The organism is Algoriphagus sp. AK58, from assembly GCF_014324365.1.
In the GTDB taxonomy this organism is placed as follows: domain Bacteria; phylum Bacteroidota; class Bacteroidia; order Cytophagales; family Cyclobacteriaceae; genus Algoriphagus.
Map to the genome: position 1 here is coordinate 71,611 of NZ_QEIG01000008.1, position 16,394 is coordinate 88,004.

Sequence of the window (16,394 nt, forward strand, 5' to 3'; positions counted from 1 at the left end):
TGAAAAATGAGGCAATTGAACCAATCAGAACTTAAGGAAATCCAGCTAGCGATTTTTCATAAAGAAATCACGTCAGCAGAAGTATTGGCTGAAGTCTACGATCATTACGTCAGCCACTTACAAGGATTCACGGAAAAGGAATTCGCCTCCCAACTTTGGGAGTTGGAGCAAAAGTTCACCTATGCCTACTGCCATGCCCTTCAATCCAAGTATAACAAGATGGTAAGAGAGGACATTGGCAAAACGCAGTGGCAGGTGCTTCGGAAATATTTCTGTACCTCTCGGTGGATTTATGCAGTTGGTATTTTGGCTGTGCTTTATTTCATCGCAAATCAAACCCAGTCTGAAAAAGAAGTCGGAATCCTTATCCTCTCTCCGTTGATTTTGCTGACCATGATCTGGTTTGTGTTCATCTGGCGAGTGGCCCAAAAAATCCGGCCAATCAAGCGAACGTTCAAAGGAATAGCTATTCCTATAAATTCATCCTCTGCAACACCGTTTTCTGAGCGAATCTACCTGCCTGTCCTGCTTGCCCAAGTTCTGATCTATTTCCCGAGACTTTTCGATTTTGGGATAGACTTCAATCCTATTTTGCCGGGTATTGCCGCAGTGATTACTGCTGTGATGACCCTATATATGCTGTCTTTACTTGAAGTCTGGAAAATCAAATCTAAAACTGCTTTGCTATGAGAAAACTGACAGAACAAGAACTCAAGCTGGTGCAGCAGACAATGATCAAAAAACACATTACCTCCGCCGAACTTTTAATGGAGATTTACGACCACTATATCAGTCATTTAGAACGTTTTTCGGCAGAAGATTTTGATAAGGAGTTAATAGAGCTGAATAAACATTGGACTTGCATCTACTGTGAAACCCTTGAAAAAGAGCTTTTCAAAAACATTAATAAGTCCATTCGAAGAAGCCAATGGGGACTAATCAAAAGTTTTTTTTCTTGGCCCAAATTGGTATTTACATTTTTCTTAATCACAACTATTACCCTCTTGGCTAATTCCCTAGAAGCAAAATTGCAACGCATGCTTCTAGTGATGCCACCCCTATTTTTCTTGCTCGCATTAATAGTTTTTGTTGGGGCTACATCATTGCTCAGAATAAGAAGAATAAAACGTCTATTCAATGCCATTGAATTAAAAATCGACTCAACCTACAGCAGGTACTTTGTAACTTACCTTTTTCTGCCTATTTCATTTTTCAACTTGGGAATTTACACGCCCAAACTACTCGGAACCGACAACTTCTTACCGGAATATTTATCAAATTTTTCGGTAGTGAGCTTTAGCTTTTTCCTTTACATCTATTCGATTTCGGCCTACGAAGCTTGGAAAATCAAATCTAAAACTGCTTTGATATGAGAAAGCTATCCGAACAAGAACTCAAGCTGGTGCAGACCGCCATCATAGCCAAAGAAATCTCAGTGATGGAAATCTTGGCGGAGGTGTATGATCACTACATCAGCCATTTGGAGGGCTTCTCTGAGTCCGAATTCAAAAATGAGCTAGCGGTTTTGGATTCGAAATGGACTTATCTCTACTGTCGAGTTTTGCAAGATGATTTTATCAAAAACAGTGATAAAGCGATCCTAAAGCTTCATTGGCAGCTGATCAAAGGGTATTTCACTTGGCCTAAAATTCTATCAACCGTAATTTTATTCGGATTTTTGTATGGATTGAGCCAGATTCTAACACCTGCAGTGTTTGCTTTTTCAACCATTCTGCCTGCAATTATTCTTTCTCACATTTTCAACTTTTCCCTTGTCTATTCTTCCAGAAAAAAATTCAAGGCTCTAAGGAGAATCTTCAATTTGGATTCAAAAAAATTCAAACTCAATTACGCTGAGTCAAACAGCCTGATTGCTGCTTTTGGAACTCTTTTGGCTTTACCCAGCATCTTAATTAATGGTCCAAAAATGCTAGAAAACAGCACTCCAGAGGGTAGCGTTAATTGGATATTAATGATCCTAATTCTTATCGCTTTCCTGATCTCTCTTGTCTCCTTTTCCGCCTACGAAGCCTGGAAAATCAAATCCAAAACCGCTTTGCTATGAGAACTCTTTCACCTCAAGAAATCAACCGAATCGATCAGCGCCTGGAAAGTCTGAAAATCCAGTATCTGGAAATCTTCCACGAATTAAGAGATCATTATTTCACCGAGTTGGAGAAAAAGTCGGAAGAGGAGTTTGACGCTTCTTTCCAGCAGCTCAATGAGGCCTTTGCTTGGTCGGTGGTGAAGAAGATGGAGAAGGAACTTCGAAAAGCCACCAATCGGCAAATTGGTCATTTACAGCTGGATTCTCTGAAATTCTGGAATCTTGGCTGGGAAGAAAACTTGGCCTATGCTTCATGGTCGGTATTATTGATTCTAGCCTTTGTGAATTTTGGAGTGACAGGCTTACTGTTCACCACTTCGATTCTTGCATTTATGGTCATCTTAGGAATTTGGTACAAGCTTGGTGTTAAGGACGCTTTGAATCTATCGATCTCACGACACAAGCCATTAAACAGCTTGAAAGTTGGAGTTTTCTCAAGGATTGGATTTGCTTTTGGAATGCTCACTTGGATTCACTTTGGAACCAAGCTAAGTTCCGATGATGCTATTTTAGATAGCTCTCAGTTCATTTTAGGATTTATCATACTCTTGGCTTCACTATACCTTTTGTCATTAGTCAAAGTCGCTTTTGACCAAAAATTAAAAACCAATTGAACCTCTCCCTCGACCAAATCATCACGCTCAAAAAACTTATCTCCTCCAAAGGTTATGAAGAGATTGATGTGCAGTATGAGATTCTCGATCATGTGGCCTGTCGAATCGAAGTACTGATGGCCGAAAACCCCAAGTTGACTCTGGATGAAGCCTTCCGGAAAACGCATTCGGAATTCGGGATTTTTGGCTTTGCTGACTTGGCAGATTCCTATCGGGAAAGCATCCGGAAGAAGTTTTGGAACCGCTATCGGACAAGCTTGAAAAACTTTTTGACGTCCTATCGGGTGATTTATCTATTCCTTCTTGGTTGGACTTTTTATTTCCTCAGTGAAAACTTCACCCTATTCGGTGAGCAGATGACTGCACCCGGTTGGGGTGTGATTGCTTTATTCGTAAGCACAGTGTTTTTGGTGATTTATTACCATTGGGTGGGCAAGGGATTCCGTCATTACGCCACATTCAAACATGCCCTGAGCTTTACAGGCGGGATGCATTTGATTATGCAGTTTGCCCTCCAAGGATCAAAATATCTGACTGGTCCCGAAATAGTATTGGAATTTACTTTTCAGGGAGTATTCGCCTCGCTAGCGATCATTTCCATGCTTATCGGCTGGATTTCCATTTTTCTTTTACCCAAAATCATCCAAGAAGCTGCAGCCGAAACCCAGCGATTGAAGTCGATTTACGAACCCTAAGCTTTGCTTTTCGCCCCGGTGAGTGCCTCCTCTCACCGGAACCAATCCAACTTCAAGAACTTGGAACTCTTTTATTCCCCCACAAAATGACCGCAGCAGCAGTCCCAAACATGATCAGGCTGTAAATCGCCGAAGGAATGGTCATGACCGAATTGACGATGAGGGTAGCGGCAATGGTGATTCCCAAAGTTCCGTTTTGGATTCCTGACTCTACAGCAATGGTGAGACTTTGTCTGAAATTCAATCCAGCCATCTTCGCAATGCCATACCCCAAGCCCAATGTAGCTAAGTTAAGCGCCAAGGAAGCCGGACCTGCTTCCACGAAAAACTGCAAAAGGTTATCCTTTTCTTTTACAATTGCCGCGATAATAATAATCACGAAAAATATCGCTGAAATCTTCCGAAAGGGAGCATCCCATCGCTTGGCCAGTTCAGGAGCTTTTTTCAATACCAACATCCCAATCGCCACAGGAATGATCGTAATCGCCAAAACTGCCACCACGGTTCCCAAGATCTCCAGCTTTAACTCTTCTCCTCCCGGGATAAAGTAGCCGATAGAAAAATTGACAATAAACGGAATCGTCACCACGGTAATCAAGGAAGAAAAGGCCGTCAAGGTGATCGAAAGCGCCGAATCGCCTTTTGCCAAATGAGTAATCAAATTGGAAGTAGCGCCACCGGGACAAGCTGCCAAAATCATCAAACCTACAGCCAGTTCAGGGGGAAGCTGAAGCGCAATGGCGATCAAAAAAGCCACTGCCGGAAGCAAAATGATCTGATTAAACAATCCCAAAGAAACGGCTTTGGGGTAGATCAATATCCGCTTGAAATCTGCCGGAGTGAGGCTAAGCCCCATGCCAAACATGATCACGGCCAATGCCAAAGGCAGAAATAACTCGGTAAGAACGCTGGATTCCATGGTATTTTGGGTTAGGTTGGTATTGGGTTATTGGTTAGTCAGTCTGATGTCTTTGTCGCGTCCAGTTTACTTCGATATTCAGAGTTCGACATTCGGAATTTTTATTGTTCACTCATTCTCTCTTTCCTCAGCATTTGGATCAATATCGATTGAGGAAGTTTACTCCTCAAATCTTGAGTACAATGTCTTGTTTCTAAAATCTAGTCTCTCAGTTCTTATGTCTTAAGTCTAGCGTCTTGATCCCAGATACTCAAAGCATTCCTGCCACCGCAAATCCCACATACGTTCCCAGCGCATTCCCCAAACTTCCCACCAGCACACCGGGAATCAATAAATCAGGCCGGTTTAGACTTTCAGCAGCTGCAATTGCTGTCGTATTTCCACCCACATTGGCCTGAGAGGCTACCGCAATCACATCCCAATCCATCTTCAGCATCGCCCCTACTCCAAAAATCACCAGCCCATGAATCAGGACCAACAGTCCCACAAACAGCATCAATGTGCCCGCCAACTCTCCCGTCTGGGCCAGTGCCCCAAAATCACACAGCGTCCCAATCACCGCCAGAAAGATCAAAATCATAAAGAATCCGATCGTATGCTTTCCATACAATTGCTGCACAGCGGGAAACTGGGCAAGAATCAAGGCCAAGGTGGTGAGAAAGATGATTTCTGGCACCTGAGGAAACCAGCCCACCAAGACTTTACTTACCGTAATTCCCAGGAGACCGAGTGCCAATAGTGAAGCCAAAGAAGAAATGGACACATACTCGATTCCTTGTGATTTTTCGACTGTATTTGCTGATGCGAGCTTTTTTCGAGGAAAAAACTTTTGCAAATACTTGGGTAAAATCAAAGTAGCAATGATCCATGGCGTACCAATCAAATTATCCACCACGGTAGCCGCTGCATAGAGATTTCCACTTTGATTGACCTCATAGTGCAAGGCAATCGCATTGAAATTGATTGATCCCCCGATGTAGGTTCCGGTAAACATCCCCGCCACAGCGGGTGCCAAATCACCGATCTGAACAGCCGGATTGACCAAAAACCACGAAACCAGTACTCCGATCACTGTTGCCAAAGAACCCAACAAGAACATCAAGAGAAGTGGCAAACCTGCCTTTTTCACACTTTTCAGATCCACCTCCAGCAAGGCAATAAAAATTCCCAAGGGCGCGAGATACAGAAATACCCCATCATACACCGGGCTTCCCTCCATGGCGCTCGGAATCACTCCCACGTTGGAGAGCAAAGCACAGATCAAAATTACCCAAATCGGTGTTCCGACCGTTTTTCCCCAAGGAAAGCGCGTCAGCCAATTGGCAAAAAATACAGCAATACAGAGGGTTCCGGCAATGAAGAGTGGCTCTTGGGTGAAAGTCATTGTGGAAAATAGAAAAAATCAGACAAATCCACCTAAAGTGAAAGTCTCATCTGAAAAAATTACAAACCGAATCAATCACAAATCCCAACTCCGCCTCTTTCAAATAAGGATTCAGCGGCAAAGAAAGCCCCTGATTGGCTAGATTTCTGGCATTTGGAAAATCACCTAGTGAAAAATAAGGCTTCATATCCGGCAAAATAGTCGGGTAATGAATTGCTGTTCCGATTCCTTTTTCAGCCAAAAACTTTTTCAGTTCATCTCTCTGCCTCGTCTGAATCACAAACAAATGGGCATTGTGATCTTTGGCTAAAATCCCTTCAGGCAAGGTCAACTCCGAAATTCCCGAGAAACCCTCAAGATAACTCTCGGCAATCTCCTTCCTTTTAGTTTGGTTTCTCTCAAAATCTTCCAGCATCACATTCAAAAAAGCTGCCTGAACCGTATCAATCCTACTGTTTCTTCCGACCAATTCGTGTTGATCTCGGATAGGCTGACCATGGTTAAGAAGGAGTCTGATTTTTTCTGATATCTCAGCATCTTGAGCCAAACACATGCCTGCTTCGCCTAATGACCCAAGGTTTTTGGTAGGGTAAAAGCTCAGGCAACCCACATCCCCCCAAGTTCCGGCAGCCTTTCTATTTTGAAAAGAACCAAATGCCTGAGCAGCATCTTCGATCACGAATAGGTGATGCTGTTTGGCTTTTGCCATCAACGAATACATGTCCACCATTTTCCCATAGAGGTGCACCGGAATCACCGCTTTGGTTTTGGGTGTGACAGCTTTTTCCCAATCCGGTCTTAACAGTCCGTGCTGATCGGTATCCCAAAAAACGAGCTTAGCCCCCACTAGCACCACCGCCTCCGCAGTACTCACCCAAGTCATCGCCGGGACGATCACTTCATCGCCGGGGCCGATTCCCAAAGCCCGCAAAGCCAGCTCAAGTGCATCGGTACCATTGGCACAGGCGATGGAATACTTGGATTTAAAAAAATCAGAAATGGATCGTTCCAAGGCCTCCACTTCCTTTCCTCCGGAAAAAATCCCAGCTTCCAACACTTCCGAAAAACGTGATTTCAGCCTTGATTTCAGGCTTTCTTCCATTCGGCTGAGATCAAGAAAGGGTATTTTCATCGAGGATTCGGGCAAGTTGATGACTCAGGTTTTGACGGGAGTATTTTTCGAGATCTTTTGGATCAACTTTTTTCAAAGAAGAATCCATCAAGGTCCTAAGTTGAGCTTTGATGGAGGCAGCATCTGTATGAGCAATCACTTGCCCGGCACCTGCATCTTTCAGGATTTTGGCAGAATCTCCTTCAGGATCGCCCAAAGCCAAAACCGGAATTCCAGTGGCCAAGTATTCAAACAGCTTCCCCGGAATATTCCCCTTTGCATTTTTGGTATCTGTCAGGATTAAAACCAAGGCATCCGCTTTGGCATAAAATCCAAAAACCTCCCCATGCGAAACATAGCCGGCAAAGTAAATCCGCTCGCTTAGCCAGGCATCCTCCTTGACATAAGCCTGAACCTGTTCACTGACTTTCCCTACAAAAGTCCATTTCACTTCTTCGGTACCATGTTGAAACTCGGCCTTCAAGGCTTCCATCAATGGAATAGGATTTCTAATCGCATCGATGATTCCGGAATAGACCAAATGGAGCTTTCCTGCTTCTTTTTCTTTCGGAGAAAAACCTGCGGGGATATCAGCCGGATCGTAGCCGTTGGTCAGCAGGTTGATTTTTCGACGGGCGAGCTTTTCCAGATCCCGCTGGAATGTCGGGGAAATGGTCAGGACAGCATTGGCTTCTTTTAGTACGGTTTGCTCCAACTGCTGATGTTGTTTCCGGATAAAGGAAGTCATTGGAAGCGTGTCCAAAAACTCCCATTGCGACCAAGGATCCCGGAAATCAGCGATCCAGGGCAATCCAGTCTTTCGCTTCAATTCTCGCCCAATCAAATGCATGCTATGCGGTGGACCCGTGGTAATGACCGCCTGAAACTGCCCACTCTGCGCCAAATCTGTCAAAAATTTCACCGAAGGTTTAACCCAAAATACCCTCGGATCCGGCACCAGCAGATTGGCTCTTGCCCAGATGGCTACTTTTTCCAGGAATCCCTTTTCCTTCTGCTCCATCAACCTTCCCGGATGAGTTTTGGATTTACCTTTTACTTTAGAAAAAAGCTGATAGGGTTCCCAAATCGGGAACTTGATCACTTCCAGCTGCTTGGGCACCTCTTTCTCCAGACTTTCGTCCCGGAGATCAAAATCCGGATTTTCGGGGGCGAATATCACCGGTTCCCAGCCTGCATCGGGCAAATACTTGGCAAATTTTAACCAACGCTGCACACCCGAACCTCCACTTGGTGGCCAGTAATAGGTGATGATAAGAACGCGTCGGGTCATTTGCAGAGTTGAAATTAGATCAAGCCTGACAAAGTAAATCAAACCGTCGAGGTTTTGAAAACCTCAACCGACTCCAAAAAAAGAAAGGGGAAAGTTTCCTCTCCCCTTCTTCAAAATTCATTATTCAACATTCGGCATTCGATATGAATCCAAACCTTCGAGTACGCCGCGGCGCACTTAAAGGTTTTATTCGCCTTGCGCCAAGGAATAGCCTCTTACTCCGTCGAAGGTGTACAGATGCTCGGTCTTGATAAAGTCAAAACCCAACTTTTCGATCTGCTGAAGTAAATCCAAAACTTGCGAATGAGTCACCACGCTTCCGTCATCGGTCTTGAATCTGCATCTCCAGTGATCTGTACAGAAAGTTTCTTTCAAGCCTTCAGGAAATACCTTTACGCCCCTGTTGGTAATCAGGTGAAGCTGAAGTCCGCTGGCATTGGCTTGACGGAGTTTTTCTCCGATCACATTCGGATCTCTTCCATCCTGATCCCAGTCGATAAACACATCCACTCCAGTAAGCTCTTTTTTAGCTTTGGTCTTGGGTGAAAGCTTGATGTTCATCGGCTTGGTATCTTCTTTGTCAAAAGAAGCTGGAGTCATCTTTTCAGGCTTCTGTCCGAGTCTTTCGATCACCGCCTGAGCAAATTCCTGGGTTCCTACTTTCTTGGCAGAAAGTCCTTCCTGATAGATGTCCCCAGTATGGATTCCGTCTTCCAGGGTTTTCATCCAGGCATTGGAGATTTTCTCTGCGACTTCAGGCTGACCGATATGTACCAGCATCATGATCGCACCATTGAGCAAGCCGGACGGATTAGCGATATCCATGCCTGCAATGTCCGGAGCGGAACCGTGAATCGCCTCAAACATGGCCACTTCCTCGCCCACGTTGGCAGAACCACCAAGACCAACCGAACCGGTTACCTGTGCGGCCACATCAGAGATGATATCGCCATAGAGATTCAGCGTCACGATCACGTCAAATATCTCCGGCCGCTCAGCGATCAATGCTGTCCCGATATCGATAATCTTATGGTCTGTTTGGATTTCTGGGTACTCTTTGGCGATTTCGTCAAAGGTTTTGTGGAAGAGACCGTCGGCCAACTTCATGATGTTGTCTTTGGTCATACAGGTCACCTTTTTACGCCCGTATTTTTTGGCATATTCGAAGGCATATCTGATGATTTTCTCAGAACCTGGCTGAGATATCACTTTCAGACACTGGTATACTTCGTTGGTCTGACGGTGTTCGATTCCTGCATAGAGGTCTTCTTCATTCTCCCGGATAATTACCAAGTCAGTCTTAGGAAAGTGTGTCTTGATAAAAGGAGAATACGCTTTACAAGGTCTTACGTTGGCATACAACCCGAAAGACTTTCGGGTGGTCACATTAAGAGATTTGAAACCTCCCCCTTGTGGAGTGGTGATTGGCGACTTTAAAAAAACCTTGGTTTCTCTCAAGGAGTCAAATGATTTGGGCTCCATCCCTGAACTGATCCCTTTGAGATAAACCTGCTCTCCAATTTCAATTACATCGTACTCCAATTGAGCGCCGGCAGCTTCCAAGATTGCCAGGGTTGCTTTCATGATTTCAGGGCCGATTCCATCGCCGTAGGCTACGGTAATTTTTCTTTTGGAGGACATATAAGTAGTTGTTTTAGTTGATAATTAGCTGGCGCAAAAGTAAGGAAATTTGGTTCAAGGGGCTCGGTTTACCTTCAAAAAATACCTTATGGTTTGGATTAAAGAAATTCGAAAACAGCCTCCAAAGAAGCCTTTTTGGATTTTTCTAAGTCGCCGATTTGCCAAAGTTGACCTCAGACTTATATTTGTTCGCACCTAATCGAATGTTTATGTCTGAATTTGTCAACATCCTCACCGAAGAAAGAAACGGAATCCTCTACCTTACGGTCAACCGTGAGGACAAAATGAATGCGCTCAATTTTGCAACCTTAGAAGAACTTAAGGAAGTTTTCGAGCAGGTGATCGACAATAAGTCTATTAAGGCTGTGATCATTTCAGGGGCCGGTGAAAAGGCCTTTGTGGCAGGTGCAGACATCAACGAAATCGCGACCTTGAATGAGGTAAACGCCAGAAAATTTGCGGAGAACGGTCAGGAAATCTTTTCCATGATCGAGAACTGTCATAAGCCTGTCATTGCGGTCACCAACGGCTTCACGCTTGGCGGTGGTTGCGAACTGGCGATGGCTTGCCATATGAGAGTGGCGTCAGCAAATGCCAAGTTTGGACAGCCGGAAGTGAATCTCGGAATCATTCCCGGATATGGCGGAACTCAACGACTTACGCTTCTAGTCGGTCGTGGGAAGGCAAATGAACTCATGATGACAGGTGATATGATTACTGCAGAGGAAGCTAAATCCCTCGGATTGGTGAATCATGTCCTACCTACCAAAGCTGAGGCCATCGCCAAAGCCGAAGAAATCGTCGCTAAAATCATGAGCAAAGCACCTTTGGCGATCGGAATGATTGTGGATTGTGTCAATGCGGCTTTTTCAGAGGAAAATGGGTATCAGACAGAAGCCAATTCCTTTGCCCGCTGCGTGAAATCCGGCGATTATAAAGAGGGCACCTCGGCATTTTTGGAAAAGCGAAAGCCTGTCTTCAGAGGAGAATAAGAACCTCCCCACTCCATGAGCCAATTAAAAAAACTTGCCGGACAAACGGCCATTTATGGACTGAGTAGCATTTTAGGCCGGTCTATCAACTTTTTACTCATCATCGTCTACACTGCATACCTGGACAAAGCTGCCCTTGGAGCTTTCACCGGTATTTATGCCTTGATTGGCTTTTTAAATGTTGTTTTTACCTACGGCATGGAGACGGCCTTTTTCAGGTTTTCGACAGGCAAAAATCTGGATCCTGCTCGAATTTACCATACTTCCCAATCCCTTCTCATCACCACAACAGTTTTTTTGGGAACAGGAATTTACTTAATGGCTCCTTGGATTTCTGAGGTCATGGATTATCCCGGCCAAGCGTATTTATTTCGTTGGACGGCTCTGATTCTTTCTTTCGATGCTTTGTTGGCCATTCCCTTCGCCAAACTAAGACTCGAAAACCGAGCGATAGCATTCGCAGGAGCGAAGTTGATCAACATTTTAATGAATGTCTTATTCAACCTCTTACTGATCGTATGGATTCCCTCCTGGATAAGTGAGGGAGTTTTAGAACAAGGATTTTTGGGTTTTCAGCAAGATTGGGGGGTAGAATACATTCTTCTTTCAAATTTGCTGGCCAATGGTCTGATCATCCCCTACGTATGGTGGAGAGCTGGCTTTTTCCGTTTTTCACTTCAAAAAGAAATCATCCGCCCCATGTGGAAATATTCCCTGCCCCTACTCTTCATGGGTTTGGCAGGGGTCACCAATGAACTGGTTTCCCGAATGCTTTTTGAATACGTTTTACCTGAAAATTACTTTTCTGGTCTGAGCTCAAGGGAGGCTGCAGGAATTTTCGGGGCAAATTTCAAATTGGCTATTCTGATGAATCTTGTCATTCAGGCTTTCAAATACGCTGCTGAACCTTTCTTTTTCAGACAGTCCTCCGACAAAAATTCCCCGCAGCTCTATGCCAGGGTGATGCATGCCTTCATCATTTTTTGTTCCCTGTTGATGGTGGCTATTTCTGTCAATCTGAACTGGATCGGACCCTTGTTTCTGAAGGGAGATGACTATTCATCAGCCTATTATATCGTACCCGTCCTCCTGATGGGCTACTTATTGCTCGGTATCTATTTCAACCTTTCCATTTGGTTTAAAATCACCGACAAGACCAACTACAGCTTCTGGATTACCTTTGTCGGAGCTCTGGTAAGTATCGTGGTGATTGTAGGTTTGGTACCGGTTTGGGGTTTTATGGGAGGCGCATTGAGCACGCTGGCCTGTTATCTGGTCATGACGGTGATATGCTTTTGGTTTGGACAAAAATTTTATCCTATCCCTTACCAGACCGGAAAAGGGCTCTTGTATTTAAGCTTGGCTTTTGGACTGAGCTATGGAGGATTTTACTTGGTTTTAGAATCTGGAATGGCGAGTTTTTTTGCCAAAAACACCATTCTTCTCATTTTCTTGGGAATTGTCCTTTTGCTAGAAAGGGATCTTTTGATCAAGCTTTTCCCCAAAAAGAAATCTTCCTAAAAAACTTACTCTGTAGGCTTGCCGTAAGCTGGATATGTTCAGCCAATTTGAACAAAAGGCATTATGTTTGTGAATTGGTGCTGCAATCCAAAACTCCAGTGAGATTTATTCCCTACCTCTTCTTCACCTGCTTTTTTTTAGGCGCTTCTTTTTCTGGCTTATCACAGTCCATGCTTTCCAAAAAAGAAAGCAAGGCTCAGGAAAATCAGACAAAAGCCAGCCGATATTTTATCGAAGGCGAAAAATCTTTGGTTCTTGGCGACTTGGACAAAGCATATTTTTACCTACAGAAAGCCTTGGAATTTTCGCCCGAGGAACCGGCCATTTCCTACAAAATTGCAGAGGTCTTAATTAGATCCAACCAAGCAGAAAAAGCCCTTCCTTACGCTGAAAAGGCAGTTAAAAAAGACCCTGACAATAAGTACTATGCCTTGATGGTTGCTGAAATTTATTCCAACCTCAAGCAACCTCTCAAAGCAGCAGAGATTCTGGACAGACTGACTACTGAGTCGGATAAAAACCAACAGTATAATTTGGACTTGGCTTCAATATACCTCAGTGCCAATGAATTTGACAAAGCATTGGTGGTATTGGACAGAGCTGAAGAATACTATGGAATCAGAGAACCCTTTACTGTCCAAAAGCAACGGATCTACCTTAGGAAAAACGATCTTCCAAAGGCCATTGAGGAAGGTCAGAAGTTAATTGACGCCTTTCCGGGAAACCCAAATTATGTCCTCAATCTGGTAGAAATCCTTTACAACAATGCAAAAGTGGATGATGCCCTTCAACTTGTCATGGGCGAAATCAATAAGTATCCCGACCAAGCCGAGCTCCAAATGGCCGCGTATACTCTTTTGAAAGAGAAAGGCCAAATTCAGGAATCTAATGAGTTTTTAACTCGGGCCTTTAGAAGTCCTGATTTGGATCCCGAAGTAAAAACCAAAACCTATCAATCCATACTCCGGGAAATCAAAACCTCCGAAAGAGAGGCAATGCTCAATCAATTGGAACTCATCTTACTGGAAGTCAATCCAAATGATGCATTTGTTTATGCTGCATTGGGCGAACGGAAAAAAGCTGAGAAAAATCTTCAGGACGCTATTTCATTATTCAAAAAATCACTTGCCATACAGCCCAAAAACGCTCCGCTATTGGAAGAGGTTATTCTAAATTCCTTCGGTGAAAAAGCTGATTTTGAAGAACTGGAAACCTACACTGTCATGGGAGTGGATGAGTTTCCCAATTCGGCAGAATTTTGGTTTTATGACGGAGTGGTCAAATCAGCTCGAAAAAAAGATTCTGTATCAGTAGTTTCTTTGGAAAAAGCCCTTGAACTGAATGCAGGGAAAAACCCCCAATTGGATCAAGTTGCCTTTGGAGCCTTAGGAAACAGTTTATATAATTTGGGACAAAAAGATTCTGCGTTTTCAAATTTCGAAAAAGCACTTCAACTCAATCCCAATGATGATCAAGTATTGAATAATTACGCTTACTTTCTGTCGTTGGAAAAAAGAGACCTTGAAAAAGCCAAGACCATGGCAGAAAAGGTGGTGAAAAAAAATCCAAAAAATGCCACCTACTTAGATACATACGCGTGGGTTCTTTTCCAGATGGGAAACTATGAGGAGGCGTCCAATTTCATGGACCAGGCGATTAAGAACGAAAAAGAACCAAGCGGGGTGATGCTTGAGCATTATGGTGATATCTTGTATCATCTGGGCAAGGTGCAAGAAGCGATTTCTTGGTGGAAAAAAGCTGAGGGATCCTCCGAAGCTTCAGACAAACTGGCGCAAAAAATAAAAGATGGAAAATACCATGAATAGATTTTTTTTAGGTTTTGTGATCACAGGAATGCTTTTCCTGACGAGTTGTGCAAAAAAAACTACCCTTTTTGAAGGAGATGGAAAAATGGAGGAATTCTCTCCTATAGAGGTGAAGTACGACTACTTGAATGCAAAAGCAAAAATTGTAATCGAAGAAGAGTCAGGGAAAATCACACGTGGCACCTTAAGTGTCCGGGCAAAAAAAGATAGTGTGCTCTGGTTTACTATGTCTCCCGGAATGGGGATGGAGGCTATTCGAGGCCTATTTACCCAAGAAAAAATCCAAATCAGGGACCGGGTGGGAAGAGATGATGTCAACCTGACTTACTTAGAATTTGAACGGCTCTATGGCTTGAAATTATCTCTTGAACTATTCCAAAACGTCATCTGGGCTAATATTCCTTACCCCGTTTCTTATGAGGACCGATTAGTAAGAGTGGGTAAAAAATTTGAATTGACTCAAGTCAGAAATAACGTCCGGTATTTCACCAAAGTGGAAACAAGCCACGGTAAAGTCTCTGAATTTTCCAGTAATTCTCTGGATGACAGAGGCTCGGTTCTCGCCAGCTTTCCAAAGTTCCAGGACATCAACTCCCAGCCTTTCCCCTCTGAAGTATTGTTCAAAATCGCCTTTCAACTTCCTGAAGGGAGCCAGAATACAAGAATTCATGTTAATTGGACTTCCATTGATCCCAATTCAGGTCCTTTAAGTTTCCCATTTCGATTCTAACTCATGAGAAGAATTACAATTATCTTCTTATTTTTTGTAGGCCTGCTTAGTTCATTTCCTCTTTTTTCTCAGGTTAAAAAAACCAGGGAAGAATTGGAGAGGGAAAAAATAGAAGTTCAAACCCGCCTAAAGGAGTTTGATGCCATTCTTAAGCAGACTACCGCTACGAAAAGAACCTCTATCGGAGAGCTGAACGCGCTTACCCGGCAATTTCAAACACAAAACAGACTGGTCAATACCCTCGACAGAGAGGTGAAACTGATCAACAGCGAGATCTCGGATACCGAAAGAAAAATCGAAACTCTCGAACTACAACTGAAAGACCTGAAGGCTGAATATTCACGGATGATTTACAATTCATCCAAGCTGAACAGAGGACTGTCGATCATTGCTTTTGTGTTCAGTTCGGCCAATTTCAACCAGCTATACATGAGGCTGAAATACCTCAAGCAATACAGCGATAGCAGGAAGCAACAAGCTGCACAAATCGAAAAGCTCACCTCAGAACTAGCCAACCAGAGAATTCTTCTTGACGAAAGAAAACAAGACAAAGAAAAAGTTCTGGTCGAAGAAAAAGCCGAGAAAGAAAAGCTCGAACAAATGCGAAAGGAGCAACAGGGACTTGTCAATACACTTTCGAGAAAAGAAAGGGATATCCAGCGGCAAATCGCAGCCACCAAAAAACAGCAGGAACAGCTCAATCGAATGATCAAAGCGGCCATTGAAGAAGAAATCAGAAGGGCTGAAGCCGAGGCTAACAAATCCAATTCTACTACGACTAAGAGAGCTGGGACCTCCATGCCAATGACTCCGGAGGCAGCTGCTCTGTCCAGTTCCTTCGCCGGAAACAAAGGAAAACTACCCTGGCCGGTAGAGACAGGCTTCATCTCTCTGGGCTTCGGTACTTACCCACATCCCACCCTAAAAGGGATAGTTTTGGAAAGCGATGGTTTAGAAATCCGAACCCAGCCCAATTCCAACGTGAGGGCGGTATTTGATGGTACGGTTAGCAAAATTTCAACTGTTCCCGGGTATGGATTAACTGTGATTGTGAAGCATGGCGAGTATTTTACACTCTACAGCCGATTGAAATCCGTTGCTGTAAAAGTTGGACAAAACGTTAAAGCCAAGGAGACTATAGGCCAAGTTTCCACCAATGCAGAAGGAATGGCTGAAGTGCACTTTGAAACCTGGAAAGGGCTCACCAATATGGACCCCGCAACATGGATTACATCCAAATAGTCAAAAAAATCGTACGTTCATAAAAAAGATGATCAGCTGAGGCCCGGAACCTTTGTCAAGCGAGCGACAGTTGTATCTTTGTAATTCTGTATATCCTTAAACACACACCATCATGACTACATTAGGTTTCATTCAAAACATGGGCGGAGGTTCTTTGATCTTGATCATCCTCGTTATCCTCCTTCTGTTTGGTGCTAAAAGGATCCCTGAATTGGCCCGTGGATTGGGTCGTGGCATCAGAGAATTTAAAGATGCTACCAAAGAAATTCAGAACGATCTGGAAGATGGGCTGAAAGACAAAAAGAAGTAATCCCGAAAGCC

The 16,394-nt window shown here is 43.8% G+C and carries 16 protein-coding genes; 11 read left to right on the forward strand and 5 right to left on the reverse strand.

Annotation, left to right across the window (positions count from 1 at the left end; all coding sequences use genetic code 11):
- Positions 1-6: 6 nt before the first annotated feature.
- The 5 genes from DDT91_RS07225 to DDT91_RS07245 are packed head-to-tail and all read left to right on the forward strand — an operon-like array spanning position 7 to position 3,416.
- The gene (locus tag DDT91_RS07225; protein ID WP_187175475.1) at positions 7-690 is read left to right on the forward strand and encodes a hypothetical protein; all 684 of its coding nucleotides are present in this window, start codon (positions 7-9) and stop codon (positions 688-690) included.
- On the forward strand, positions 687-1,373 hold the full coding sequence (locus DDT91_RS07230) for a hypothetical protein (RefSeq protein WP_187175476.1): 687 nt from the start codon (positions 687-689) through the stop codon (positions 1,371-1,373). Before DDT91_RS07225 ends, DDT91_RS07230 begins: the two co-directional genes overlap by 4 nt.
- On the forward strand, positions 1,370-2,065 hold the full coding sequence (locus tag DDT91_RS07235; RefSeq protein ID WP_187175477.1) for a hypothetical protein: 696 nt from the start codon (positions 1,370-1,372) through the stop codon (positions 2,063-2,065). Before DDT91_RS07230 ends, DDT91_RS07235 begins: the two co-directional genes overlap by 4 nt.
- A complete protein-coding gene (locus DDT91_RS07240; RefSeq protein WP_187175478.1) occupies positions 2,062-2,721 on the forward strand; it encodes a hypothetical protein in 660 nt (219 codons plus the stop codon). Before DDT91_RS07235 ends, DDT91_RS07240 begins: the two co-directional genes overlap by 4 nt.
- The gene (locus tag DDT91_RS07245; protein WP_187175479.1) at positions 2,718-3,416 is read left to right on the forward strand and encodes a hypothetical protein; all 699 of its coding nucleotides are present in this window, start codon (positions 2,718-2,720) and stop codon (positions 3,414-3,416) included. Before DDT91_RS07240 ends, DDT91_RS07245 begins: the two co-directional genes overlap by 4 nt.
- A gap of 52 nt (positions 3,417-3,468) precedes the next feature.
- On the opposite strand, the gene DDT91_RS07250 is transcribed toward DDT91_RS07245, so the two are convergent.
- The 5 genes from DDT91_RS07250 to DDT91_RS07270 form a co-directional block, all read right to left on the reverse strand.
- Positions 3,469-4,335 carry a bile acid:sodium symporter family protein gene (locus DDT91_RS07250; protein ID WP_187175480.1) on the reverse strand — a complete coding sequence of 289 codons (867 nt, stop codon included), beginning with the start codon at positions 4,333-4,335 and terminating at the stop codon, positions 3,469-3,471.
- 250 nt (positions 4,336-4,585) lie between these two features.
- Positions 4,586-5,719 carry a DUF819 domain-containing protein gene (locus DDT91_RS07255; RefSeq protein ID WP_187175481.1) on the reverse strand — a complete coding sequence of 378 codons (1,134 nt, stop codon included), beginning with the start codon at positions 5,717-5,719 and terminating at the stop codon, positions 4,586-4,588.
- A 46-nt stretch (positions 5,720-5,765) separates the two neighbouring features.
- Positions 5,766-6,851: a DegT/DnrJ/EryC1/StrS aminotransferase family protein gene (locus tag DDT91_RS07260; protein WP_187175482.1), complete on the reverse strand. Its 1,086-nt coding sequence runs from the start codon at positions 6,849-6,851 to the stop codon at positions 5,766-5,768.
- Entirely contained in the window at positions 6,832-8,121 is a 1,290-nt protein-coding gene (locus DDT91_RS07265) for a glycosyltransferase family 4 protein (protein WP_187175483.1), read from the reverse strand. The genes DDT91_RS07260 and DDT91_RS07265 overlap by 20 nt, the downstream gene beginning before the upstream one ends.
- A 186-nt stretch (positions 8,122-8,307) precedes the next feature.
- Positions 8,308-9,762 carry an NADP-dependent isocitrate dehydrogenase gene (locus DDT91_RS07270; protein ID WP_187175484.1) on the reverse strand — a complete coding sequence of 485 codons (1,455 nt, stop codon included), beginning with the start codon at positions 9,760-9,762 and terminating at the stop codon, positions 8,308-8,310.
- A 209-nt stretch (positions 9,763-9,971) separates the two neighbouring features.
- Here DDT91_RS07270 and DDT91_RS07275 point away from each other — a divergent pair, with 209 nt between their 5' ends.
- The 6 genes from DDT91_RS07275 to tatA all read left to right on the forward strand — a co-directional run bounded on the left by DDT91_RS07275 (position 9,972) and on the right by tatA (position 16,383).
- Complete coding sequence (locus DDT91_RS07275) at positions 9,972-10,754, forward strand: enoyl-CoA hydratase/isomerase family protein (RefSeq protein WP_187175485.1); 783 nt, start codon at positions 9,972-9,974, stop codon at positions 10,752-10,754.
- Positions 10,755-10,769: 15 nt separating this feature from the next.
- Complete coding sequence (locus tag DDT91_RS07280) at positions 10,770-12,275, forward strand: lipopolysaccharide biosynthesis protein (protein ID WP_187175486.1); 1,506 nt, start codon at positions 10,770-10,772, stop codon at positions 12,273-12,275.
- 170 nt (positions 12,276-12,445) lie between these two features.
- Positions 12,446-14,101: a tetratricopeptide repeat protein gene (locus tag DDT91_RS07285; RefSeq protein WP_187175487.1), complete on the forward strand. Its 1,656-nt coding sequence runs from the start codon at positions 12,446-12,448 to the stop codon at positions 14,099-14,101.
- Complete coding sequence (locus DDT91_RS07290; RefSeq protein ID WP_187175488.1) at positions 14,094-14,831, forward strand: DUF4292 domain-containing protein; 738 nt, start codon at positions 14,094-14,096, stop codon at positions 14,829-14,831. The genes DDT91_RS07285 and DDT91_RS07290 overlap by 8 nt, the downstream gene beginning before the upstream one ends.
- Positions 14,832-14,834: 3 nt before the next feature.
- Complete coding sequence (locus DDT91_RS07295) at positions 14,835-16,073, forward strand: murein hydrolase activator EnvC (RefSeq protein WP_187175489.1); 1,239 nt, start codon at positions 14,835-14,837, stop codon at positions 16,071-16,073.
- Positions 16,074-16,185: 112 nt separating this feature from the next.
- Entirely contained in the window at positions 16,186-16,383 is a 198-nt protein-coding gene (tatA, locus tag DDT91_RS07300) for a twin-arginine translocase TatA/TatE family subunit (protein ID WP_026951369.1), read from the forward strand.
- The last annotated feature ends 11 nt before the right edge of the window (positions 16,384-16,394 follow it).